Origin of the sequence: Streptomyces sp. Ncost-T10-10d, from assembly GCF_900091955.1 — a bacterium.
Lineage (GTDB): Bacteria > Actinomycetota > Actinomycetes > Streptomycetales > Streptomycetaceae > Streptomyces.
Window position 1 is genome coordinate 188,514 of the sequence record NZ_FMDF01000182.1, and the last position, 25,641, is coordinate 214,154.

A 25,641-nucleotide genomic window follows, 5' to 3' on the forward strand; every position below is an offset into this window, starting at 1 on the left:
GCCTGCCGGCCCGCTCAGAACGGCGCTGTCGACGCGTACGTCTCCCGCAGCTGTGCCGCGATCCGGAGCGCGGCGGCGGAACGGCGCGGGCCGGCAGGCGGCGCGGGCGTGGGCTGCGGCGCGGCTTCAGCTGTGGGCTCGGCGTCCTGGGTGGTCACCGCTACCGTCGGGGTGTAGCCCGGCGGGCGGGCGGCGGACTGCTGCGGCAGCGGGACGGTCGGTGCAACGGTCACCGGGTTCGGGGCCAGGAGAGTCGACACCTCGGCGAAGGCCTCGGCGTCCGTGGGCGGCGGGGCGGGAGCCGGCACGGGGGAGGGCTCCGGCGGTTCGTACGCGACCGTGGTGAGGGAGGCCAGCTGCCGTCGGGCCTGGGCCACGGTCGCCCCATGCGCCTTGATGACCGCCACGCACTGGGTGACCACCTCGTCCATCGTCGGACGGTCGTGCTGCGCGTACCTGAGCATGGACGACAGGAGACCGACCAGTTCCTCGGGGGCCCCCGACAGGTCGGGAGCCTTGTCGGGGTTGACGATGTGACTGAACAGCACCTGCACGTGATCGGCCTGATACGGATAGTGGCCTGTGGTCATGAAGAGCAGCACCGCTCCGAGCGCGTACACGTCCACCGGGGCCGTCAGTGGCTTCTCCCCGTTCGCCTGCTCCGGAGACATGCAGGCAGGAGTGCCCATCACCATGTTCGGCGCGGTGAGGGAGGCGCTGGACTCGGCGAAGACGGCGAGGCCGAAGTCGATGATCTTGGGGCCGTTGGGGCCGAGCAGGATGTTCGCCGGCTTGAGGTCCCTGTGCAGCAGCCCTTGGCTGTGGACTCCCGCCAGCGCCTCGGCGAGGGTCGCTCCGAGCGAAGCGGCCGCCAGAGGCGGCAGGACACCCCGGGTGTCGAGGAGCCGACGCAGGTCGGGGCCCTCCACGTACTCGGTCGCGAGCCACGGCTGCTCCGACTCCGTGTCGGCCTTCACGAACGCGGCGACGCGCGGTCCCCAGATCGTCTTGAGGACCTCGATCTCCTGGGCGAACCGCTGCCGGGTCTCCGAATCGACGACCGTGGGTTTGATCACCTTCACGGCGACGGCCTCACCGGCAGCGGACTCGCCGAGGTAGACCTGGCCCATGCCGCCGTGGCCGATCCGTCCCAGCAGCGTGAACCCGCCCAGCTCGGCCGGATCGTCCGGGCTCAGCGGCGTTGTGTTCACTCTGGTCCCCACCTTGAAGATCTGCCGAAGGTCGCGCGATGGTCGCGTGCGTACGCGCCAAGGGTATCGGCGGTGTCCGACGTCAGGTCCGGTTCGGGGCAGGCCGCCCATGCCCTGGCCGGATACAGCCCGCGGGCGATCGAGAACGATTCCCGCGAGCTTCGCCCAGGCCGGCGAGATCGAGGACTCGGGCATGCGGTTCCGCTGGTGGTCGACGCGGTGTGCGGCAACGGCGCGACGTCACGCCGGTACCCCAACCGGCGGTGCGATGTCGCCGGGCGGCGCCGCGGTCGCCCCCCGCACCGGGCAGCCTTTTCCGGCTTCGTCCTGCCCTCCCGAGCCGATCAGGGTAGCGCGAATCAGCCAGGTACTTCGGTCTGTTTCCGCGGTCGCCGCGCCCGAGGGACAATGGCGGGCGATGACCGTCACCGCCCCCAGCGCTTCCACCGCCCCGCTTCCCGAGCCCTCGGGCTTCGGCCCCTTCGCTCACCTCACTGTGCCGAACACCCCGCTCTACCGCCAGGTGATGCGGGCGTTCCTGACGGCCAAGGAACGGTTCGCGGTCCACCTACGGCCTGAGGACGTGCACACCGCGCTGCCGGCGAGCATCCGTCCCGCCGAGCTGGACGCCGTCGCCGGCGCGCTCGACAAGCTCGTCGGCTGGGGCAATCTGCGGGCGGACCCTGACACCGCCCGTGTGACCGCGGTCGAAGACTTCTACCGGAAGCGATTCATCTACCAGCTCACGCGGGAGGGAGAGGCCGCCGAGGAGGCGCTGTCCGCCTACGACGACGCGCTCGGGCGGCGCGGAGCCCTCCAGGCCGTGGCCCTGCACGACATCGTCACCCAGCTTCGCGCCCTTCTCGTTCTGGCTGCCGAGGAGGAGCCGGATCCGGCCAAGACGCATCTGGCGCTCGACGCGCTGGCCAGCCGGTTCGCCGCGCTCGCCGACAACGCCCGGGCCTTCATGGGATCGCTCCAGCGGACCATCGACCTGCACGATGTCGAGGAAGCGGTCTTCCTCGCGTACAAAGACCAGCTCATCCAGTACCTGGAGCGGTTCATCCAGGATCTGATCACGCTGGGCGGGCGGATCGCGCGGCTGATCCTGGAGTTGGAAGAGGACGGGAGGGTGGAGCCCCTACTGCGGGCAGCTGCCGAGCGGGAGGCCGCCGATGCCTCGCCGGACGAGGCCGCGACCGCGGAGCGGGAGGTGTACGAGCGGTGGGCCGCCCGCTGGTCAGGGCTTGGTGCATGGTTCATCAGCAGGGACGGGCGCGAGTCGCAGGCCAGGCTCCTGCGCGGCCGGGCACTCGGCGCGATTCCCCAGCTCCTGGCCGTCGTACGAGCGCTGAACGAGCGCCGGGCCGGCCGCTCCGACCGCTCGGCCGACTTTCGTACGCTCGCGCGCTGGTTCGCCGAGGCACCCGACGACGACGCCCGGCACCGGCTGTGGCGGGCCGCCTTCGGCCTCTATCCGGCCCGGCACCTCACCGTCGACGCCGACACCCTCGCCGCCCGCGCGGCGCGGCCCGTCCCGGCCGCCACCCCGTGGGCCGAGGCCGAGCCGTTGCGCATCAGCCCACAGCTGCGCCGCACCGGCAGCTACGAGCGGCGTGGCAAGCCCCGCAAGGTCGAGGACCGGGAGGAGCGGCGGCGCTCGCTCGCCGAGACCGCCGCCAAGCAGGCCGCCGAGACGGCCGCCGCCCGCGCCCGGCTCGTCACTCATGGCATCACGCGCCTGTCCGGTCTCGGCGAGCTCGACCCGGCGTCCTTCGGGCTGTTCCTCCAGCTGCTCGGGGACGCCCTGGCGACATGGCGGCCCGGCATGCGGCACACTACGGCCACCAGCAACGACGGCTCCATGGAGATCAGACTCACGGCTCTCGCCGACGGCACGACCGCCGAAGTCCGTACCCCCGGCGGCGTCTTCAGCGGCCCGGACCACCTCATCGAGATCGTCGACCTCATGGAGGGAGACGGCCCGATGGGCAAAGACGGCTTGGCGGACGGAGAACCCGGCCGATGACCGCACCACTCGCCGAGGTACTGGACGGCCAGCACGCCGCCGAGCTGCGCAAGGCGGCCCGCGCCCTGCTCAAGCAGCCACTTCTGCTCGCGCGCGGCCGGTACGCCGACGAGTTCCGCCTCGTGCGTCGGCACGCATCGGAACTACGGGTGTGGTTCGACCGCAACACCGGCTGGGCACTCCAGGTGGACACCGAAGCCGCCCGGCTGCGCAAGAGCCCCGGTGTCCTGACCGACCCCACCCACCCCGCGCGGGACGCGACCCGTGGTGCCACACCCTTCACCCGCCGCCGCTACGTCCTGCTCTGTCTCGCGCTCGCCGCCCTCGAACGCGGCGAGGCCCAGATCGCCCTCGGGCGCCTCGCCGACCAGGTCGTCCTCGATGCCGCCGACCCCCGACTCGCCGCGACGGGGATCGAGTTCGCGCTGGAACGCCGCGACGAGCGCCTCGACCTCGCCGCCGTCGTACGGCTGCTGCTCGGTCTCGGCGTGCTGCGTCGGGTCGCGGGCGAGGAAGAGGCTTACGTCAACGGGGCGGGCGACGTCCTGTACGACGTCGAACGCCGAGTCCTCGCCGGACTTCTGGCCTCCGGCCGCGGCCCCTCCACCGTCCGCGCGGAGAAACTCGACGACCGCCTCACCGAACTCGTCGCCGAAGCCGCCCTGGACAGCGACGAACTGCGCTTCCGCGCCATGCGCCGCTCACTCACCCGCAGGCTGCTCGACGACCCGGTGCTGTACTACGACGACCTGACCGACGCCGAACTCGGCTACCTCACCCGGCAACGCGGCTTCCTCACCGCCAAGATCACCGAGCTGACCGGGCTGGTCGCCGAGGTGCGGGCCGAGGGGATCGCCATGGTCGACCCCGAGGACGACCTCACCGACCTCCGGATGCCCGAGCAGGGCACCCTCGGCCACGTCACCCTGCTGCTCGCCGAGCACCTGGCCGCCGCCGACGGACCCGTCCAGCTCGACGAGCTCGCCCTCCGAGTCCGTGAACTCGCCTCCCAGCACGGCGGCTTCTGGTCGAAGTCCGCCCGGGAGCCGGGCATGGAGACCGAGCTCGTCGAACAGGCCGTCGCCCGGCTCACCGCGCTCGGCCTGGTCTCCCGTACTCCGTACACGGTCGTGGTGCGACCCGCCCTCGCCCGGTACGCGGTCGGCGAGACCGTCATCCGCGAACCTGGCTCCGCCCCTGTGCCTCCGCAGCGAAAGGCCACCTCGTGACCCGCCTCCCCACCCCGCGGCGTTCCCGCTGGCAACCCCTGCGCATCGGGCTCGTCGACCTGTTCCACTACGACGTGGAGGAGTTCCACTTCCGGGACGGGCGCCTGCTGCTGCGCGGCAACAACGGCACCGGCAAATCCAAGGTGCTCGCCCTGACCCTGCCGTTCCTGCTCGACGGCGACCTCACCCCGCGTCGTGTCGAACCCGACGGCGACCCGGGCAAGCGGATGGAGTGGAACCTGCTCCTCGGCGGCGAGCACCCGCATTCCGAACGGCTCGGCTACACCTGGATCGAGTTCGGCAGGCTCGACGACACGACCGGCGAGCAGCACTTCCGTACGCTGCTGTGCGGGCTCAAAGCCGTCAGCGGGCGGGGCATCGCCCGGCACTGGTACGCCGTCACCCGCCAGCGCGTCGACCACGGGGCCACCGAACGCACGGAGGAGACCTTCCGGCTGCTCGACGCCACCGGCACGGCCCTGTCCCGGGACCGCCTCGCGGAGGCCGTCGCCGGGCACGGCATGGTGTACGACCAGGCCAAGGTATACCGCAGAGCGGTCGACGAAGCACTCTTCGGCCTCGGCGAGCAGCGGTACGCCGCCCTGGTCGACCTGCTCATCCAACTGCGCCAGCCCCAGCTCTCCAAGCGGCCCAACGAAGCCGCTCTCTCCCGCGCTCTCACCGAGGCGCTGCCGCCCGTGGACCAGGCCGTCATCGCCGACGTGGCCGAGGCGTTCCGGTCCCTGGACGAGGAGAAGGACGAGCTGGCCGCCGCGTCCGCCGCCGAGCGGGCCGCCTCCGCCTTCCTCGAGTACTACCGGCGGTACGCCCGGATCGCCACCCGGCGCCGCGCCCGGCTCCCGCGCGCCGAGCACTCCCGCTACGAGCGCGTGCAGCGAGATCTGGCCGAGGACCAGGAGCGTCGAACCCGCGCCGAGGAGAAGCGAGCGGCGGCCGAAGAGGAGATCGGCTCTCTCGCCGAGACCGGGGAGCGTCTGTGGGCTCAGGAGAAAGCGCTGCGCGAGGCGCCCGCGATGCGCGACGCCCGGGACTTGGAGCATGCCGCGCAGGCCGTGACGCGAACGGCGCAGGCGGCGGACACGGCGCGGGAAGACCGGGAGAAGGCGGGCGCCCTCCACACCAAGGCGCTCGGGCGGCTCGGCAGCGCGGACAACCGGTTGCGTGCCGCGCGGGGCCGGGCCGAGGATGCCTACGCCCACACGCGGGAGCAGGCAGCCGCCGCGCACGTCGCCCTGCCGGCGGACGACCCGCTGCCCGAGCCCGCATCGCAGCGCGCCGTCGAGGACGCCGTGGCCCGCGCCCAGCGGGCGCTCGCCCACGTCGAGGACCGCCTCGAAGCGTCCGAGCGGGCCGCCGACTCGCACCGCCGGACGTCGGGCCGTCTCGACGAGGCGGAGACCGACCTCACGCTGGCCGCCGAGACGCACGGCGAGGCGGAGGAGAACGCTGCGCGGGCAGGCCGGGCCCTCCTGGACGACGTACGCGAGCGCGCCCGCGCCTGGAAGGAGCTGGCCTACTCCGACGAGACGGGCCTCCTGGACGACCTCCAGGAGTGGACCCGTCACCTCGACGGTCCCTACCCGGCGCGGGTTCGTGCCACCCGGGCGCACGCTGCCCGCTCGGCGGCCCTCGCCGACCAGGCGGCCGAAGCCGCCCGCGAGACCACGGAGCTGGCAGAGCGCACCGCCGATGCCCGTCGGGAGCTCGCCGCACTGGAAGCCGGCGCCGGACGCGAGCCCCAGCCCCCGGCGACGCGCACCCCCGGCCTGCGCGAAACGTTGCCGGGCGCGCCGCTCTGGCGCCTGGTCGACTTCCGTGACGAACTGCCCGAAGCGGACCGTGCCGGGCTCGAAGCGGCGCTCGAAGCCTCCGGCCTCCTTGACGCCTGGGTGCTGCCCGACGGCTCCGCGCTCGCGGTGGACGGGCACGACATCCTGCTTTCCCCGTCGAACGGACCGGTGAGCGGCCCCTCGTTGGCCGACGTGCTGTGCCCGGCCGTGGACCACGGCGATCGACAGGCCGCCGCCGTGGACGAGGTGACGGTGACCCGACTGCTCGCCGTCATCGGCTTCGACGGCGGGGGAGAAGCCGCGACATGGGTGGCACCCGACGGGCGCTTCCGGGTCGGCGCACTCACCGGTACGTGGGCCAAGCCCGCCGCCACGTACATCGGCGAGGGCGCGCGCGAGGCGGCGCGCCGGGCCCGCGTTGCCATGCTCGGCATCGAACTCGCCTCCCTGCGCGAAGAGTCGGAGAATCTCGCGGCTCGGTCCGAGGCGATCGCGGCACGTCGGCGCAGGCTCGACGCCGAGCTCGCCGACGTCCCCGACGAGTCGTCGCTCACCAAGGCACATGCGCTCGTGAGCGCCGCCGCCGGGACAGTACGCAAGGCCCGTGCCCGGTATGAAGGGCGTGCCGCCGAGGTCACCGAGGCGGCCGAGCACGCCGAGCGAGCCGCCGCCGAACTCGCCGAGGCCGCCGCCGATCTGGGGCTGCCCGCCGACCGGGCCGGACTCACCGCTGTGCGCCACGCCCTCGGCTCCCTCGCCACCGCGCTGGCGGCTCTGTGGCCCGCGCTGCGCGAACAACGGGAGGCCGCACGGCAGGCGGACGACGAGCGTGCCGAGGCGGCCGAGGCGGAGCAGCGGGTCATCGACCTTGCCCAGCGGGCCGAAGAGTCGGCGCGCGAGGCAGCGGCGGCCGACGAGCGGCACCGGACCCTGCGCTCCACCGTCGGCGCCGCCGTCGCCGAACTCCAACGGCGCCTCGCCGAGACCGCCGAGGCACAGCGGATCTGCGAGACCGACCAGAAGAACGCCCGACAGCGTCACGCCCAGGCGGACCGGGAGGCGAGCCGGGCCGAGGGGCGGATCGAGCAGCTGGAGAAGGACCTCGCCGAAGCCGTCGACGCACGTGCGGAGGCCATCGCCGCGCTTCAGCGCTTCACGGCCACTGGCCTGGTCGCGGTTGCGCTGCCCGAGGCCACCGTCCCCGCCTCGGACGACGGCCACTGGGCTGCGACCCCGGCCATCGCGTTCGCCCGCGCCATCGACTCCGGCCTGTCGTCCGTCGACGACACGGACGCCGCCTGGGAACGCGTCCAGCGCCGACTCGGCGAGGAGCTCAAGACCCTGCAGGACACCCTGTCCCGGCACGGGCACAGCGCGTCCGCCCGCATGGTGGAGGACGGCATGGTCGTCGACATCGTCTACCAGGGGCGCGAGCGTGCCGTACCCGAACTCGCCGACGCGCTCGCCACAGAGGTCGGAGAGCTCACCCGCATCCTGTCCGCACACGAACGCGAGATCCTCGAGACCCACCTGATCGCCGAGGTCGCCGGCACCCTTCAGGAACTCATCGGTGCCTCCGAACGGCAGGTGCGGGACATGAACACCGAACTGGAGGACCGTCCCACCTCCACCGGCATGAGACTCCGGCTGGTGTGGCGGGCCTCACGCAAGGCCCCGTCCGGACTGGCCCAGGCCCGCGAGCGGCTGCGCCAGTCGGCGGACGCCTGGACTTCGGAGGACCGCGCGGCGGTGGGCGAGTTCCTCCAGGCCCAGATCGCCCGCCAGCAGTCCGACGAGGGCTCGGGCAGCCGGCTCGAGCACCTCACCGCCGCGCTCGACTACCGCTCCTGGCACGAATTCGGCGTCGAACGCCACCAGCACGGGCGCTGGGTCCCGGCCACCGGCCCCGCCTCCGGCGGAGAACGCGTCCTCGCCGTGTCCGTACCGCTGTTCGCCGCAGCCTCCTCGCACTACGCCAGCGCGGGCAGCCCGCACGCGCCCCGTCTGGTCACCCTCGACGAGGCGTTCGCCGGCGTGGACGACGACTCCCGCGCCAAGTGCCTCGGCCTGCTGAGCGCCTTCGACCTCGATGTGGTCATGACCAGCGAACGGGAGTGGGCCTGCTACCCGCAGGTGCCCGGCATCGCCATTGCCCAGCTGTCCCGGATCGACGAGGTGGCGGCGGTCCTTGTCACCCGCTGGGAGTGGGACGGCACGCGACGGCAGCGCCGCGACGACCCCGTACGGCACGCGCCCCAGGACGCGCCCGGCGTAGAGGAGCCCGAGCCGCTGTGGAACTGACCCACGGGCCTGAGCCCGGCACCGAAGCAGTCGACAGCCCGCGGCTCGCCCGGCTGCTCGGCACACCGGACCTCTCCTGGCTCGTCGAACGAGCGCGCCGTCGACTGGTGGCCGGGCAGCCCCTGACTGGTTCCGTGTCCCTGCCCGATCCCACTCCGGCCCAGCGGACGGCGGCTGAACGACTTCTCGCCCGGTCCCCCGGTGGTGGCAGGTCTCTGACCGTACGGCTGGAAGCGGTCGATGCCGTACTCCGCCGTTCGGGCGCAAGCCCGAATGGCCTCGCCGCCGCGGTCGAGGCGCTCACCGGGCCTGTCACATCGCTCGTCCAGGCCCGCCAAGAGGAGGAGGACGCCTGGGAGCGGGCGCACACGCCGCTCGACGAACTTGTCGCTACGGTCCCTGCGCTTGCGGAGTGGGCGGCCCGGATACGCGCCGACGGCCTGGCGCGGCGCCTGGGGCGCACTCCAGACGTCACGTTCGGCCTGCTCACCGGGGTGTGCACCGCCCTGCGCGCGCTCCCCGCCGTCCCGGTCGTCTCGCTACCTGCCTTCGCCGCCCAGGTCCTCGGCTGGGCTCACGCCCTTGACGACGGCACACCGCTGGCCACCATTACCCTGTCCGGAGCTCGTGCGTTGACCGGGTTGCACGATGGCCAGGGCGCCGAATGGCGACGCGAGGCCTGGGCCTCGGTGGGACTGTTGCGGGACGAGCTGTCCTCGACGGTCCTGACCCTGAACCTGCGCGGCACCCCAGCCCTGGACCGCCTGGCCGAAGACGGCGAACCCTGCGTGCTCACCCTTCGCCAGCTCACCCGCAAGCCTCCGGCCATCGCCGCTCCCATGGTGCGGATTTGCGAGAATCCGACCGTCCTCGCGGCGGCGGCCGACGTGCTCGGTCCTGCCTGCCCGCCCCTGGTCTGCCTCCAAGGCCAGCCTTCCGCCGCCGCCCTCACATTGCTCCGGGGGCTGCACGACCACGGAGCGACCCTGTACTACCACGGGGACTTCGACTGGGGCGGGCTCCGGATCGCCGGCGTCCTTCGCCGCCGCGTCCCGTGGCGGCCCTGGCGTTACACGGCCGCGGACTACCGCGCCGCCGTGCTCCGCTGCGCCTCACCCCCACTGTCACCGCTCGTCAGCACCCCGACTCAGACCCCCTGGGAGCCCGCACTCGCTGCGGCCATCGCCGAACTAGGTGTTCGTGTCGAGGAGGAGAGGGAACTGGATCTGCTGTTGTCCGATCTCGCGTGAGGATCGTGACCGCCCGGCTGGGCAAGGGCCCAACTGCGGGCTCTAACAGCAGTCGTGAGAGTGTCCGCTTATCGCGGCGGCATCGACGTGGGGGTGGATAACCTCGGCGAGCACGGCTGCCGAGGTGATCACTGAAAGGTCGGCGTCGCTAGTGGCGGTGAGTGACTTGTCGACCTCGCGGTCGCTTGCGCAGTCTTGGCAGGCCTTCGCCGTGAAACGATGAAGGTACGCTGCTCGCGCGGCCACCCCGATTTCGGAAGAGGTCACGCTGATGAGCTCGCCCCGCTTGGTGGAGGGCTCCAGACCGTCGAGGGGCTGTAGGCGTGCGTCGAGAGGTCGCGCGTAGCGCCCGTAGCGCACGTTGATCTTGAGTTCGCTTTGCATCCAATGCGTCTCTGGCCTGCAGTTTTCTTTAACCTGCTTTTGGCTCTACGTGTTCCCGATGACGCATCACGTGGAGTGCGTGGCTATTCTCGAGCCGACCGCCAAAGGCTCCTGACCTGCGGTTTCGCGGCGGACGGTGGGCTGCTTGACCTGTTTCCGAGCAGGCAACGGGTCGAGTGGACAGCCTCATTGTGGAGATGTCCTGACCTGCATGCTCAGGGTGAACCAGCGACCGTACCGGTCACGGCACCAGGGTGATGCCGCGGATTCTTGACGCTCATGTGACGCTCGATGTTCCTGTCACGAAGGCGATGGCGATGGCGTGGTCATCTGAGTCGGCGGGCTGTGTTTCCTGCTGCCCGCACCGTGGGTCGGACGGCACCACAATTGCCTCTTGAGTGGTACCGAGTTCGATGCTCGTGGTCGGCTGCCGGTTTTCTGGCGGTCGCTCAGCCTCGGCTGACGGTACCGCTGTCTCCCTGCCTGCTGGAGAAACAGCTTGCCGTACTTCTGAGGGGGGAGCGTGACGGGCTGCTGACCGAGGTCGGCGTCCAGTGCGCGCATAATTTCCGCCTGAGACTAGTCCCCGTCTGAGGCCGAGGCCTGTGCGCCGAGCCGCGTCTTCTCTTCCGTGGAGACCGTGCCCGTGATCAGCCCCATGGCGGGGTCGAAGAGGTGCGGGGTCACTGAGCTCCTTCAGCGGCTGCGGACGCTTCGGGGGTGGGGAGTTCACTGCTGCACGTGGTCCGGCCGAAGGCCCCGGTAGCAGTGGCGCGTTGGACGTGCTTGCCGCGTACGGTCAGGGTGCAGCTGGCCGTGCCGCCCTTTTCGCCGAGGGTGACGTCGACGATCGGGGAGGCGCCGAGCGGAACGCTCACGGTCTTCCTCCACGGCAGGCCGACGTTCGTGGCGACGTGCGCCTTGTCGCCGTCGGTCCCGCGGTAGGAGATGTCGGCCGAGCCCTTGCCTAGTACCTCGTAGGTCACCGCGGCGGTGGGCGTCGTGGCGGCCTGCTTGTCCGTCGCCTTGTCCTCGGAGTCGAGGACTCCGTAGGTGACGAACGCGCCGCACGCGAGCAGCAGAGCCGCCGCGATGGCGATGCCGCCGCGGTCGATACGTCGGGCGTCCGGGGTCTCGGAAACCTCTGTGGTGTCCGGAGTTTCGGACTCCTCCGGTCCTGCCGGTTCTTCGGTCGTCGGCATGGCCGCGCTTTCTGTCGAGTGTGAATTCGCCTGGGTTATACACCATCGGATTCGACGGATGCCAGGCGGCGGAGAAGTCGGGCAAGGCGACCTCAAACGACATCGATCCGGTCAGCGAAATGCCCTGAATGCCTTTTGGGTTGACGTGGCATCAACTCCGTGTTGAACAATCCCCCCGCCGCGATTGGCACACCTCTGGCGAGGTCGCTTTCCCGTATGCGGAAGGTGGCCTGGTTTGGCATGCCTTGAGGTGCTCCGGTCGAGGTCAGGTCCACCGCGACCGGCGACGGAATGCCCGCGCCGGCGCGTCGGTGCGCCCTTTTCGCCTGGTGCGGGACGGGTGCCGAAGAAGGGAATGGCGTGAAAGTGAGATACGGGCGGGCGATAGCCTGCCTCGTGGTTTCGGCGGTCGCCGGGACCATGCTTCCACAAGTCGCTTATGCGGCACCGGTTTCGAGTGGCGGTGGCGAGGGTATTGTCGACGCCTTCGCGGGCTGGTTCTCGGAAGACGAGGGCGAGTCGGACAGGCCCGAGTCGCCGCAGACCGGTGGGACTCCGGTGCTGCCGAGCCGGGAGAAGCTGCCGCAGGGCAAGGCGGCCGGCAAGGCGAAGCGCATTGCGGAACTGACGGGCAGTCGCACGGCGAACGCCCGGTACTGGAAGTTGTCCGACGGCCGGGTGCAGGCCGAGGTGTCGGCGGTGCCGACCGGGTATCGGGCGGGGAAGTCGTGGAAGGACATCGACCCGACGGTCACCCCGACCGACGTCAAGGGCTTCTCCTTCGCCAACACGAAGAATACTGCCAGTAGTTGGTTCGGGTCGGACGCCGACAGGCTGCTCCGCTTCGAGTCCGGTGACGGGCACGCGGTGACCCTGGGGCTTCAGGGCGCGGGCAGGCTCGCACCGGTCGCCAAGGGCGACACGGTCACGTACAAGGACGCGGTCCGTGGTGCCGATCTGTCGTACCAGGTCGGTCCGGGCCGGGTGAAGGAGAACATCGTCCTGGCCGAGCGGCCGGACGGTCCGGTGTCGTTCACGTTCACGCTGGATGCGGGCGGACTGACGCCGAAGGCGGGCAAGGACGGCTCGGTCTCCTTCTACGGCGAGGCCGCGAATCCGGTCCTGGTGATCCCGGCTGCGTTCATGACGGACGCGAAGAAGGACGCCGCGTCGCCGTACGGGTTCGCGTACAGCAAGCAGGTCACCCAGAAGCTGACCCGGGCCGGCAAGGGCTGGAAGCTGACGGTCACGCCGGATGCGAAGTGGCTGGCCTCGCCGGAACGGCAGTACCCGGTCGCGGTCGATCCGACGATCTCGATCGCTCCGACGCCGACGACGGCGCAGGACGTGATGATCTCCTCGGACGGTCCGGGGACGAACTACAACGACAACTGGCGGTTGTCGGTCGGCAACACCAGCACCGGCGCCTCCCGCGCTCTGCTGCGGTTCCCGCTGACGGGCGTCCCGGCCGGCACCAAGCTGGACACGGCCGATCTGAAGCTGTACTACGACCAGACGCACACCACGGGTGACACCGAGGTCCAGCTGGAGGCGCACCGCGCCACGCAGGCGTGGACCGAGGAGCAGGCCACCTGGAACAGCGCCAACACGATCACCGGCGAGCTCTCGGGCACGGCGGTCGTGGTGGACGACGGCGACGCCGGACGGACGGCCGCCGTCGGCGCCTGGCCGGCTTCGGGGAACACCGCGTACACGCAGTACGCGGTCAACCAGGACTACCTGTACAACAAGGACTCGGTCGCGGGTGACACGTACACCTGGCAGCCGAGCCTCCCGGAGGACGGCACCTATCAGGTCGAGACGCACTACGTCCCGGCCTCGGACCGCGCCACGAGCACGCCGTACACCGTCACGTACGACGGAGGCAGCAAGGCGTACACGGTCGACCAGCAGGCCGGTGCGGCGGGCGTGTGGAAGACGCTGGGTTCCCACCCGTTCAAGGCGGGCACCCTGGGCAAGGTCGTCCTCGGTGACGGCCCGGCGTCGACGACCACGTCGGTGATCGCGGACGCGGTCCGCTTCACCAAGGGCGGCGTGGTCACCAAGCAGCCGGGCGAGCTGAACACCTGGCACACCTTCCCCGTGACCAAGACCGTCCAGTCCTGGATCGACGGCACGAACGCCAACAACGGCTTCGTGATCAAGGCCGGCGACGAGTCCGCGACCGGCCCCAAGGGCGGTCCGCGCTACGAGGGCAGCGAGTTCGGGTACGGCGGCGAGACCGCCAACTATCCCAAGCTGGTTCTGACCTTCGGCCGGCAGGGTGTGGACCTCGCGGCCCCGACCACGATCCACGACACGGGCGCGGAGCTGAGCTGGTCCGCGTACCAGGACCAGGACCCGATCAACACCGGCGACGACATCGTCGAATACCAGGTCCACCGCTCCATCAACCAGACCTTCACTCCTTCCGCCGCCACGCTCGTCTCGCCCGTCGCGTCCACGGTGACGACGTTCACGGACACCACGGGCGTGCCGACGAAGGCGGACGACCCCGATCCGTTCGGCCGCGCGTACTACTACATGGTCGCGGTCAAGACGAAGGACGGACAGGTCGTCGGTGCTCCGACGCAGCTGGCACGGCTGCCGAAGGCGGGCCGTACGACGAAGGTGTTCGCCGCGTCGCAGGACACCACCCTGTCCTCGGCCCGCACCACGCTCACGCACGACACGATCGACGAAGGCGGCCCGAAGAACTGGCTGTCGGTCGGCAACAACTCCGCGACCTACGGCGACACCCGCGCCCTGCTGAAGTTCCCGGCCCTCGGCATCCCCGCCACGGCCCGGGTGCTGGACGCGAACGTGCGGCTGTGGAGCACGCAGACAGCCCAGGACACCACCGGCGCGATCTACGAACTGCGTCCGCTGACGCGGGACTTCGACGAGGCCACCGCTACCTGGGTCAAGGCAGACGCGAGCACCAACTGGACCACCCCGGGTGGTGACTTCGGCGCTGTGACGGCCGACACCGGGGCGAAGACCAACGACCCGGCCCGGCACGACTGGAACGTCACCTCGCTCGCCCAGTCCTGGGTGACCACCCCGTCCTCCCAGCAGGGCGTGGTCCTCAAGATGGCCGACGAGGCCGCCTCACAGGAGCGCACCCTGTTCCTGTCCTCCGAGGGCGCCGAGCCGCGGCTCCACCCGAAGATCGTGGTCACGTACATCGACTCCACCACCGAGTCGACGTACTACGCGCCGCAGACCCCTGCCCGCATGACCCCGAACACCGACTACACGGTCGACTTCACCCTCACCAACACCACCGCCTCCACCTGGAACGCGGCCGACCAGGTCCTCACCTACAAGTGGGCCCTGCCGGACGGTACGGACGTCACAGGCGGCGGGAACCAGGTTCAGACGGCGCTGCCGTCCAGCGTTGTGCCCGGTGGCTCCGTCAGCCTGCAGGCGCAGGTGAAGACGCCGATCAACTCGGACAACGGCAACAAGCGCACCGACTACGTCCTGACGTGGGACGTGTACAACAAGACGACCGGCACCTGGACCTCGGGCACCGCGGGCATCCCCGGTCTGAAGCAGAACGTGGCGGTGGAGGACCCGACCTCCAACCAGCTCGGCATGGAGAAGTTCTACTCCTACACGGGCAAGAACACCGGCGCCGGCTCGACCGTCATGAACAACACGGCGTCCGGCAACAGCGTGTGGCAGTACAACGCCTTCACGAACCCCGGCCGCGGTGTCACCACGTTCGCCCGGTTCGCTTACAACAGCCTCGACACCTCCGACACCGTCTCCGGCCCCGGCTGGTCCTTCCAGGCCGCCGGCCCGATCCGGCTCGGCGCACCGCTGGAGTTCCACCCCAAGCCGCACCCGACCGAGATCAGGCTCCCGGACGGCGACGGCACGACCCACGTCTTCCGGGAGCAGCCCGACGGCTCCTGGAAGGCCCCGGCGGGCGTCCACTACAAGCTGACGGCCAAGCCCGGTCTGGACTGCACGCCGCTGAAGGACCCGATCCCCGACGCCTGGACGATGACCCGTCCGGACGGCACCCGGTTCCTGTTCGGCTGCGACGGCTACATGACGTCGCTGGTCGACAAGAACGGCAACACGCAGACGTACACGTACGAGGAACGCAAGTCCAACAACAAGCCGACGAAGTTCCTCAAGTACATCACCGACCCGACCGGCCGGCAGTCGCTGACCGTCGAGTACTACTCCAAGGCCGACGGCAACAACCCGAAGATCATCGACCACATCAAGTCGATGACCGACGTCTCCGGCCGCAAGCTCACCTTCGAGTACTCCGACAAGGGCCTGCTCACCAAGCTCACCGACGGCGCCGGGTCCACCCAGCCGAAGGTCTTCGGCTTCGAGTACGACGCCACCCAGGGCAACAAGAACGTCAAGCTCGTCAAGGCCACCGACCCGCGCGGCAACGCCACCACCATGGCGTACTACGCCCCGCAGACCGGCGACGATCCGAAGTACCACTGGTGGACCAAGACGATCACCGACCGTCTCCAGGGCGCCACGGGCTTCTCGTACGCGGTGAACGCCGGCAACGCCAAGTTCACCGACACCGAGGTCACCGACGCCGAGTCGCGTGCCACCGACTACGTCACCGACGACTTCGGCCGCGCCGTCCAGACGACGAACGCCAAGTCGCAGACGATGAAGCTGTCGTGGGACGCGGACAACAACGTCACGTACATGGAGGAGGGCAACGGCGCCAAGACCGCGTACTGCTACGACCAGAAGACGGGTTACCCGCTCTGGAAGCGCGACGCGGAGAACAACAAGGCGGGTGTGCCGACCGCTTCGGACTGCGCCCCCGGCACCTACCCGGCCAACTCTGCCCGGTACGTGTACCAGACCCGTGCCGACGGCTACTCGGCCGATCTCTTCACCAAGACCTCTCCCGAGGGCCGGAAGTGGCAGTTCGGCTACGACACCTTCGGCAACCTGAAGACGGTCACCGACCCCAAGGGTGTCGCCACCACGACGGCGGGTGACTACACCACGTCGTACGAGTACGACTCCTACGGCCAGCTGACCAGGGCGACCGACGCCAACGGCAACGCGGACACGAACAGCGACTTCGGTCCCACGGGCTTCCCGAGGACGATGACGGATGCGCTGAACAAGTCGTCGACGTTCGTCTACGACGAGCGAGGCCAGGTCACCGAGGTCACCGACGCGCTGGGCAAGAAGGTCACTCAGACGTACGACACCTTCGGTCGTCCGCTGGTCAAGACCGAGCCCAAGGACCAGGCCACAGGTGACCTGATCAGCGCTCCGGCACCCGTGTACGACGCCAACGACAACGTCACCACGTCGACGGCACCCAACGGCGCGGTGTCCACCGCGGTGTACGACGCGGCCGACCAGATGACCTCGGCGACCGCGCCGAAGTACACCACGACGTCGGACGAGCGGAAGACGACGTACACCTACGACAAGGTCGGCAACCTCAAGACGACGACCGAGCCGAAGGGCACGCTGACCACGGCGGACGCGACGGACTTCGTCACGACCAACCACTACAACGAGATCTACCAGCTCACCTCCGTCGTCAACGCGAACGGGGACAAGGTCAGCTACGAGTACGACGACGTCGGCAACACCACCAAGGTCGTCGACCCGAAGAAGAACGCCACGGCCGACACGGCCGACTACAGCACCCTGACCGCCTACGACCTGAACCACCGGTCCACCACGGTCACGGACGCCGCCGGCAAGACCACCAAGAAGGCCTACGACAAGGACTCCCTGGTCGTCTCCACGACGGACGCCGAGAACAACACCACGCTCGTCAGCTACGACGAGCGCGGCAAGCAGACCGAGGTCAAGGTCCCGCGCAGCGGCACCTCGCCGATCACCTACCGCACGACCCGGTACGAGTACGACCAGGTCGGCAACACCACCAAGGTGATCACCCCGCGAGCGGTCGAGGCGGGCACGACCACGGCGTTCACCGTCCGTACCGAGTACGACGCCCTGAACCGGCCCAAGCGCCAGTACCAGCCGTACGACCCGGCGGACACCCGCCACAACGACCCCAACGTCTACACCGAGACCGTGTACGACGCCGTGGGCCGGGTCGCGAAGACCTCGATGCCGCCCTCGGAGGGGCAGACGGTCCGCAACGACACCGCCTTCGAGTACTTCGACAACGGCTGGACGAAGAGCTCCACGGACCCGTGGGACATCGCCGTCACCTACGACTACAACGACCTGGGCCAGCAGACGGCCAGGACGCTGACGTCGGCGGGCGGCTCCTCCAACCGCACGATGACGTGGTCGTTCTACCCCGACGGAAAGGTCAAGTCCCGTTCCGACGACGGTGTTCCGGTGGGCAAGTCGGTGGTCCTGGTGGACAACTCCGACACCCAGCACACCTCCTCCACGGGCACCTGGGCCACCGGGGACATCACCGGGCAGCAGGGCTACGACCACCGCACCCACGCGGCCGGCACGGGCACGGACGCCTTCACGTGGACGCTCGACATCCCCAAGGACGGCACGTACACCGCGTACGTGAAGTACCCGAAGGTGACCGGGGCCGCCACGACCGCGAAGTACACGCTTGTCCATGGCACGACCACCGAAGCGGCGGTCACCAAGGACCAGAATGCCGCTACCGGCACCTGGGTCAGCCTCGGCAACTACGCCCTCAAGCAGGGCGAGGACACCAAGCTGAAGCTGGATCAGAACAGCGCCGGCGTCGTGGTCGCGGACGGTGTCAAGCTGGTCCGTGACAATTCCGCGGAGACCGACAACGAGAAGCGGACCTTCAACTACGCCTACGACGTCAACGGCAACCTGACGTCGATCGACGACACGTCGTCCGGGGCGAAGGTCGACGCCTACGCCATCGCCTACACCGGCCTCAACCAGGTCCAGAAGGTGACGGAGTCGCTGTCCGGCGCGGCGAAGAAGGCGACGTCGTACACCTACGACGCCAACGGGCAGTCGGAGACGGTCACCCATCCCAGCCAGTTCTCCAAGTACACCTACGACCTGCGGGAAAAGGTCAAGACGGTGTCCGTCGGCAAGTCCGCGACGGACAGCGCCCCCAAGGTCACGTCGTACACGTACACGGACCGCGCCCAGAAGCTGAAGGAGACCAAGGCCAACGGCAACACCGTCGACTACACCTACTTCCTCGACGGTGCGCTGAAGTCGACAGCGGAGAAGAAGGCGGACGGCACCACGCTGGTCGCCTCCCACACCTACGCCTACGACGCCAACGGCAACAAGGCGCAGGACGTCGCGAAGAAGATGAACGCCGACAACCGCGCGGCGTACCTCGACTCCACGACCGACCTCACCTACGACCCGGCCGACCGGCTCACCAAGTCGGTCAAGACGGGCAACGGCGCCGGCACGGAGACGTACGTCCACGACGACAACGCCAACGTCATCAGTCAGACCGTCAAGGGAACGAGCACCACGTTCCGCTATGACCGCAACAGGCTGCTGACCGCGACGACGTCGGGCGTCGGCGCCAACTACGCCTATGACCCCTTCGGGCGTCAGCAGTCGGTCATCTCCGGCGGCAAGGTCATCGAGCGGAGCGTCTACGACGGCTTCGACCACGTCGTGGAGTCCCAGAAGATGGACGCCGGCGGCGCGATGAAGTCGACGACGTACACCTTCGACCCGCTGGACCGCACCGCGTCGAAGACGGCGGACGGCAAGACGACCGACTTCGAGTACCTGGGTCTGTCCGGCGAGGTCCTCGACGAGAAGGTCGCCGGCGCGCTGACCAAGTCGTTCCAGTACAGCCCGTGGGGCGAGCGACTGTCGCAGAGCAAGCACAACACCGACGGCTCGACCGAGGACGGCTACTACGGCTACAACAGCCACACCGACGTCGAGACCCTGACCGACAAGAACGGCGACACCAAGGCCACCTACGGCTACACCGCCTACGGCAACAACGACGCCACCGAGTTCACCGGCATCGACAAGCCCGAAGCCGGCCAGCCGGACAAGGAGGAGTACAACCCCTACCGCTTCAACGCCAAGCGCTGGGACGCCCAGTCCGGCACGTACGACATGGGCTTCCGCGACTACAACCCGGGCCTCAACCGCTTCACCACCCGGGACATGTACAACGGCGCCCTCGCCGACATGAGCCTGGGCGCGGACCCGTACACCAGCAACCGTTACGCCTTCGGCGGCGGAAACCCCACCAGCCTCGTCGAGCTCGACGGCCACTTCCTCTTCGCGATCCCGGCCATCTACTGGGCGGCGGCGGCACTCTTGGGTACCGCCGCTTACGCGTCGACTCCGCAGGGCCAGCAGAATCTGGCGGACGCGGGGGCGGCCCTGGGCAGCATGCTGATGCCGTCAGCGGACGATGCCGGTTCCAGCGACTCGTCCGACGAACCGCGTCCGGGTCCCACCCCCCAGCCGTCGCCGGGCCCCCAGCCCAGGCCCGCGCCGCGGACCACCGACACCAACAACCCCACGTGCAACACGCTGCCTCTGATCGACGGAGGACGGGTCTACGGCGGCCTTGAGGAGTACACGGATCACCAGGGGAACAAGGGCTGCAGGGCGACCGGTGCCTGGGCGTTCCTCACCAAGGCCGACCGCAGGTCGCGCACAGGGGCGGGCGGTCTGCCCAAGTGCTCCGAATGCGAACCGTCCGTCCAGCCGGACGGAATGGGAGAAATCGCGGCAGGAGGCGGGAACCCGCAAGCCGGCCACCTGATAGGTTACTGGGGCAAGGGAACTGGGCAGGATGTCCGAAATCTGGTTGCTTTGCATGGCAGGGCGAATGCAAGGATGGCCAGCAAGGTTGAATCCTTCGGGTGGAAGCATTTGACTGGGGACAACAAACTGTTCATGTCGGTCGTTCCCATCTACGGTGACCCGCATTCGGCTGTTCCTACGCTCGTTCAGGTGGGAATGACTGCATACGGACCTCAGGGGGATATCGTGGACAATTTCTCGTGCACTGCGATCAACTCCCCGACCGGCATCGGCTCGACGTGCTAGAAGGGGCCTAGTCGTGGCAACGCTCTCAGAGATACAGGCCCTGTTGGGTGAACCCCGGTTCAACTGGTCGGATCCGGCACCATGGACCGAACTGGAGCAGGAACTCGGCATCGAATTCCCTGCGGACTTCCGCGAGATCGTGGACGCCTACGGTTCGATCTCGATCAACGGGCAGTTGTATCTGAAACACCCCGCCGGCCATCTTCTGCACAGCCTGGGAAAGGACATCAGGCTGGATCTCGAGTTCTGGCGCGAGGAGGACATGGCCGAGTTCCTGCCCAGTCCGGCAGGGGCGGCCCCCGGTGAGTTGATGCCGGTGGCGACGGCCACGACGGGGGAGATGGTTTTCCTCCGCGTTCCTGATGAACCCTCGTCGCCCTGGCGCGTCCTGGTTCAGGAGATGGACAGTCCGGCATGGACTCTCTACGAGATGACGTTCAGCGAGTGGTTGCTGGCTTATCTCAAGGGTAGAGACGTGACGTTGTGTTCTCGCAACTTCGCGCCTGACCGCCCGTTCTACGAATTCCTGCCCTGAAAATGAACACGGTGGTATCTCCGGTCCTGGTGACCGGAGATACCACCGTGTGATGTTTTCCCCGTGGTTACCTGAGCCACGTTGTTGATCGCTTCCCGGGATTCAGCGGCAATCCCTGTTCGACCCCGACTTCAAGGTGACGGGCACGTCCGCGGTGGGCGTACGTCGACACGAAGTCGTCGCCCTCACCGGTGATCTCGTACAGGTCGGGCTGCGGCAGGTCGACGATCTCGAAGGGCCGGCCCCTGGCGTCGGTCGCCTTGCTGAGCACGGCCTTCGCCTGGTCGGCCGCGCGCGACCAGGAGTCGGCGGGCGTGTCGGGGTGTGCCTTGTCCAGCACCACCACGCCGGGCTCGGTGAACCGCACGAGGCTGTCCACGTGAGCGTCGGTGATGTCCTGGCCGCGCACGCCGGCCAGCCAGATCACCTTCTTGATGCCCAGGGTCCGCTCGAGCTCGGCCTCGATCTGGTCCCGGCTCTTTCCGCGGTTGCGGTTGTCGTTGACGATCGAGCTCTCGGTGATGAGGAGAGTGCCCTCGCCGTCGGTCTCGAAGGAGCCGCCCTCGGCGACCAGAGGAGCCTGCCTGCGGGGGATGTCGTACTTCGCCGGCAGGGTGCGGCCCACCCGGGCATCGTTGGTGTGTACCTGCTTGTCGCCCCATCCGTTGAAGTTGAAATCGACGCCGACGACGTCGCCGTCCTGCTCCACGAACACCGGCACGGTGTCGCGGGCCCACAGGTCGTCGACGGCCAGGGTTCGGTGTTCGTCGGTGACGCCGTGCAGAGCAGATCCACGGGGCCGCCAACGGCTTCCCTGGCTACACGGACCCGGTCGCCCACCGCACCAGCCTGGAGTACGTGCGTGACGAGATCCGTCCGCAGCACCTGTACCTCGGGCACCCGTACCGCCGCGTCGACGGCACGCCGTGCGGTGTCGAGCTCGACACCGCACAGGCCCAGGGGGCCATCTCCCGCTCGCGAACGAGAGCCGTGTGACCGCGGCCGCCTGCGGCTGCCTGCAGGAGACGGTGCCGAGCCGGCCGTCCGTCGATCGGAGGCGCGAGTCTCGGCCACGGGTAGGCCGTGCGAGCCCCGTGTCGGTACTGGCTGTCACGCTCTGTGTCCGGCCCAGGTGCTGCGGAGAGGCTGAGTCACTAGGCTCGTCATCGTGTCCAGCGTGTGCGTGATGTCGGCTTCCCTGATTCCCGCCGGTATCACGGTCGCGACCCGCTATCTCGACCTTGCCGGTGTCTTCTCGTGCGCGCTGCTGGGTGGTGCCGTGGCCCGTACGGCGGGCCTGGACCTGTTCGGGTTCCTGGTGGTGGGCATCATCTCCGGTTTGGGCGGAGGCCTGATCAGGGACGTGCTGCTGCAGCACGGTACCCCTGTCGCGCTGACCGACTACGCCTACCTGCCGACCGCCGTCGCCGGTGCCGTGGTGGTTTTTCTCATCAAGATCAGCGAGGAGTCCTGGAGCCGGCTGTTCACCGCGCTCGACGCCGCGGTCATCGGGTTCTGGGCGATCACCGGTGTGAACAAGACGCTGGCCGTCGGCCTGGGCTGGCTGCCGGCCGTCCTGCTGGGCACCGTGACCGCCGTCGGCGGCGGCGCCCTGCGCGATGTCGTCCTCGGCCGGGTGCCGGCCGTCTTCGGCGGTAACGGTCTCTACGCCACCGTCGCCGTTGCGGTGGCCGGAGTCACGGTGATCTGCGTGTACCTCGGCGTGCCGGGGATCGGCGTCGGCCTGGGCGTCGCCCTGGCCCTGGCCTTCCGGCTCACCGCCGTGCGGTTCGGCTGGAACCTGCCCAACAGCCTGGACTGGCAGCCCCGTTCCAAGGCGGCCGCGATGCTGCGGCGCCGCACCGATCCCGCCATCCGAAACGGGAAAGAAGAGCAGTCCCACCCGCGCAAGGAGCCGTCATGACCGACCGTGCCCATGCCGTGCTGTCCGGCCTCGCCGAAATCCGCTCGGATCTCGAGGACCTCTACCAGGATCTGCACAGGCATCCCGAACTCGGCCTGCGGGAGCACCGCACGGCGAAGAAGGCGTCCGATGCCCTGCGGGACTTCGGTTACGAGGTCGTCGACGGCATCGGCGGCACCGGCCTGATCGGTGTGCTGGCCAACGGCGACGGACCTACCGTCATGACCCGCGCGGACATGGACGCCCTCCCGGTACGCGAGCAGACCGGTCTGCCCTACGCCTCCACCGTGACCCTGATCGGTCCGGACGGCACCGAGCAGCCGGTCATGCACGCCTGCGGGCACGATGTGCACGTGACCGCTCTGATCGGCTGCGCACGGCTGATGGCTCAGGCCAAGGACGCCTGGCGCGGTACCTTCGTGGCGCTCTTCCAGCCCTCGGAGGAGAACGGCGCCGGTGCCCAGGCCATGATCGACGACGGGCTCACAGCAAAGGCGCCCCGGCCCGACGTGGTGCTCGCCCAGCACGTCCTGCCATATCCGGCCGGCTACGTCGGCACCCGTCCGGGGTCCTTCCTGTCGGCCGCGGACAGCCTGCGCATCACCGTCCACGGTCGAGGGGCGCACGCCTCCATGCCCCAGGCCGCGGTCGACCCCGTGGTGATGGCCGCCATGATCGTCGTGCGCCTGCAGACCATCGTCTCCCGGGAACTCGCCGCCACCACCCCCGCCGTCGTCACCGTGGGCAGCATCCACGCGGGCAGCGGCCCCAACGTCATCCCCGACAGCGCCGTCATCCAGCTCAACGTCCGTACCTACGACGATGCCACGCGCACCCAGGTCCTGAAGGCGATCGAACGCATCGTCCGGACCGAGTGCGAGGCGTCCGGGTCGCCGAAGGCACCCGAGATCGAGAAGACGGCCGCCTTCCCGCCCACCGTCAACGACGAGGAAGCCACCCGGCGCGTCGCCGAGGCGTTCGCCGCCCACTTCGGCGACGACGCACACACCATCGACCTGCAGACCGCCAGCGAGGACATGAGCGAGCTCCCCCAAGCGTTCGGCGCGCCGTTCACCTACTGGGGCATCGGAGGCATCGACGCCGACCTGTACGCCCGGGCCGCCAAGAACGGCACCATCGCCCAGGACATCCCGGTCAACCACAGCCCGACCTTCGCCCCCGTCATCCAGCCCACCCTGGACACCGGCGTCAGCGCCATGACGGTGGCCGCCCTCGCCTGGTTCGGCAGCTGACACAAACCCGGCATCTCCGGCGAGCCGTGGCGCAGGCGGTCGCTACCCACCCCGGCGACGGCAAACCCCCCGATGCCAACGCAGTTCGGCCGCGAACAGCGGGAATCGAGGGGTGCCACTGCTGAGCGAGAGCGAGCAGCCGCCGCTGCACTGTGCAACGGCGGCCGCATCCACAAGGCCGTTACGACAGCTCTCGCTCGATCTGGCTTTCGTTGATCTTCTCTTCCCGCATGGTCTTCTCGTTCTGGACGGCGTAGCGGGTCTGCGCCCCGCTGCCCTCGGTCTGGCGGATCTCGCCCTGCTGCTTCTGGTTCTGCTGGTCCCGGTACTCGACGCGCTGTCCCTGGCGGTATGTCATGGAATCTCCAAGTCTCGTGTGGATTGACGGAGGGCCGACCCCGCTCGTTCGGCGAGGGACGCACCTCCTCGGCGCCTGCGACTGTCGCTCGGCGTCCTCTGACAGCCCACCTCCACGTCCGCGCTACAGCAACCACTGCGAGGCGAATGGGGTACGGCTCGCCCCCGGCCGAGGTTGCGCCAATGGTGATCAACTTTCGGTGACGGCGGTCAAGGGTCGCTGATGCGGGACAGCCGGGCTTCGAGGCCATCGAGGACGGCTTCCGCTCCGCATGCGGACCTCTGCGTGGCCATCTCGGCGAGGTCACCGTCCTGGTGGTCGGCCTCGCGCTGCTCAGCTCCGTGGCGGTCCTGCCCGCGCAGCTCGCCGCACTCGGCGACCGGGTCGAAGGGGCTCGTACGCCCTGGCTCGGCAGGCGCAGGACCGCGCCGGGAAGGAGTCGCCTTCGAGGCCGGGCGGCGCGGACGGCCGTACGTCGGCCCGTGCCGACCGGCGCGACGTCAGCGGTGGCCCTGCTGGTCATGGCACCGCCGGCGCCGGGGATCCGGTTGCAGGGCGCCGCGGCGACCACCAGCCTGCCGCCCGGTGCTGCGACCGTGGTGGACGCCGCGACCCGGATGGAGCAGGAGCTCCCACCTGCCGCTGCTGAGCCGGGTGACGGGGCTGCTGCCTGACTGGCCTCCGGGTGGGTCCCCGCTCCCGTAGCGGCACCTCCCGTACCGGCTCCGGGCAGCCCAGCGCCGACGAGGGGCGGCGGCGCCCATGCCGTGCGACTCTGTGCTCGAGCGCGGATACGACAGCTCGTCCGTCCCGGGCCCGGAGGCTGACCCTGTCGGAGTCGGCGACCCCGCTCGCTCGAAGACGGCCATCGAGCGGCTCATCATGCGGCGCGAGGTACACCTGCCGGGGGAGACCGCTGCGGCGGATGCAGTACGGGTCAGCCGCCCGCCCGGAGAAGCCCTGAGTGTCAACTGCGGGGAGAGGACCTGGACCTCGCCGGGTACTCGCGGCCGAGGGCGGCCGCACACGCACCCGCCGCCGTGTGGAGGGCCGGGCGTGCAAGCGGGTGCAGGAGCCGACCGCCTCCGCCGGAACCGGGTCGGCCACCTCATCGATGTGCACAACCGCGGTACGCGCTGCGAGGTGTCACCGATGCCGGG

At 69.5% G+C, this 25,641-nt stretch carries 14 protein-coding genes and 1 pseudogene; 10 read left to right on the forward strand and 5 right to left on the reverse strand.

Features of this window, described 5'->3' with window-relative positions; translation table 11 throughout:
- Positions 1 to 14 precede the first annotated feature (14 nt).
- Positions 15 to 1,211, reverse strand: a complete 1,197-nt coding sequence (locus tag GA0115254_RS33305; protein ID WP_093898992.1) for a serine/threonine-protein kinase — start codon at positions 1,209 to 1,211, stop codon at positions 15 to 17.
- A 418-nt stretch (positions 1,212 to 1,629) separates the two neighbouring features.
- Here GA0115254_RS33305 and GA0115254_RS33310 point away from each other — a divergent pair, with 418 nt between their 5' ends.
- Genes GA0115254_RS33310 through GA0115254_RS33325 form a run of 4 tightly spaced genes read left to right on the forward strand, consistent with a single transcriptional unit; the run spans position 1,630 to position 9,831 of the window.
- On the forward strand, positions 1,630 to 3,240 hold the full coding sequence (locus GA0115254_RS33310; RefSeq protein ID WP_093898993.1) for a TIGR02677 family protein: 1,611 nt from the start codon (positions 1,630 to 1,632) through the stop codon (positions 3,238 to 3,240).
- Positions 3,237 to 4,469 (forward strand): TIGR02678 family protein, encoded by a 1,233-nt coding sequence (locus GA0115254_RS33315; protein WP_093898994.1) that lies wholly within the window; start codon positions 3,237 to 3,239, stop codon positions 4,467 to 4,469. Before GA0115254_RS33310 ends, GA0115254_RS33315 begins: the two co-directional genes overlap by 4 nt.
- The gene (locus GA0115254_RS33320; protein WP_093898995.1) at positions 4,466 to 8,581 is read left to right on the forward strand and encodes a TIGR02680 family protein; all 4,116 of its coding nucleotides are present in this window, start codon (positions 4,466 to 4,468) and stop codon (positions 8,579 to 8,581) included. The genes GA0115254_RS33315 and GA0115254_RS33320 overlap by 4 nt, the downstream gene beginning before the upstream one ends.
- Complete coding sequence (locus GA0115254_RS33325; protein WP_218105598.1) at positions 8,572 to 9,831, forward strand: TIGR02679 family protein; 1,260 nt, start codon at positions 8,572 to 8,574, stop codon at positions 9,829 to 9,831. The genes GA0115254_RS33320 and GA0115254_RS33325 overlap by 10 nt, the downstream gene beginning before the upstream one ends.
- 42 nt (positions 9,832 to 9,873) lie before the next feature.
- Here the strand turns inward: GA0115254_RS33325 and GA0115254_RS33330 are convergent, their stop codons facing one another.
- Positions 9,874 to 10,215: a hypothetical protein gene (locus tag GA0115254_RS33330; RefSeq protein WP_093898996.1), complete on the reverse strand. Its 342-nt coding sequence runs from the start codon at positions 10,213 to 10,215 to the stop codon at positions 9,874 to 9,876.
- A 683-nt stretch (positions 10,216 to 10,898) separates the two neighbouring features.
- Positions 10,899 to 11,417: a hypothetical protein gene (locus GA0115254_RS33335; protein ID WP_256102901.1), complete on the reverse strand. Its 519-nt coding sequence runs from the start codon at positions 11,415 to 11,417 to the stop codon at positions 10,899 to 10,901.
- A gap of 420 nt (positions 11,418 to 11,837) precedes the next feature.
- On the opposite strand from GA0115254_RS33335, the gene GA0115254_RS33340 reads away from it, so the two are divergent.
- Positions 11,838 to 20,411 (forward strand): golvesin C-terminal-like domain-containing protein, encoded by an 8,574-nt coding sequence (locus GA0115254_RS33340; protein ID WP_256102902.1) that lies wholly within the window; start codon positions 11,838 to 11,840, stop codon positions 20,409 to 20,411.
- Between the two features lie 13 nt (positions 20,412 to 20,424).
- Positions 20,425 to 20,946, forward strand: coding sequence for an SMI1/KNR4 family protein (locus GA0115254_RS33345; protein ID WP_093898998.1), 522 nt, complete (start codon positions 20,425 to 20,427; stop codon positions 20,944 to 20,946).
- A 154-nt stretch (positions 20,947 to 21,100) separates the two neighbouring features.
- Here the strand turns inward: GA0115254_RS33345 and GA0115254_RS33350 are convergent.
- Positions 21,101 to 21,700: pseudogene (locus GA0115254_RS33350) on the reverse strand (agmatine deiminase family protein); the annotation flags it as partial.
- Positions 21,701 to 21,804: 104 nt separating this feature from the next.
- Between GA0115254_RS33350 and GA0115254_RS46815 the strand changes: the two are divergent.
- From GA0115254_RS46815 to GA0115254_RS33360, 3 genes are all read left to right on the forward strand, one after another.
- Positions 21,805 to 21,942 carry a hypothetical protein gene (locus tag GA0115254_RS46815; RefSeq protein ID WP_256102910.1) on the forward strand — a complete coding sequence of 46 codons (138 nt, stop codon included), beginning with the start codon at positions 21,805 to 21,807 and terminating at the stop codon, positions 21,940 to 21,942.
- A 190-nt stretch (positions 21,943 to 22,132) separates the two neighbouring features.
- On the forward strand, positions 22,133 to 22,870 hold the full coding sequence (locus GA0115254_RS33355) for a trimeric intracellular cation channel family protein (RefSeq protein ID WP_093898999.1): 738 nt from the start codon (positions 22,133 to 22,135) through the stop codon (positions 22,868 to 22,870).
- The gene (locus tag GA0115254_RS33360) at positions 22,867 to 24,123 is read left to right on the forward strand and encodes a M20 family metallopeptidase (protein ID WP_093899000.1); all 1,257 of its coding nucleotides are present in this window, start codon (positions 22,867 to 22,869) and stop codon (positions 24,121 to 24,123) included. Before GA0115254_RS33355 ends, GA0115254_RS33360 begins: the two co-directional genes overlap by 4 nt.
- Positions 24,124 to 24,304: 181 nt before the next feature.
- Here GA0115254_RS33360 and GA0115254_RS44870 read toward each other — a convergent pair whose 3' ends face one another.
- The gene (locus tag GA0115254_RS44870; protein ID WP_157987183.1) at positions 24,305 to 24,481 is read right to left on the reverse strand and encodes a hypothetical protein; all 177 of its coding nucleotides are present in this window, start codon (positions 24,479 to 24,481) and stop codon (positions 24,305 to 24,307) included.
- A gap of 314 nt (positions 24,482 to 24,795) precedes the next feature.
- Here GA0115254_RS44870 and GA0115254_RS33365 point away from each other — a divergent pair, with 314 nt between their 5' ends.
- Positions 24,796 to 25,155 carry a hypothetical protein gene (locus tag GA0115254_RS33365; protein ID WP_093899001.1) on the forward strand — a complete coding sequence of 120 codons (360 nt, stop codon included), beginning with the start codon at positions 24,796 to 24,798 and terminating at the stop codon, positions 25,153 to 25,155.
- Positions 25,156 to 25,641: the final 486 nt, after the last annotated feature.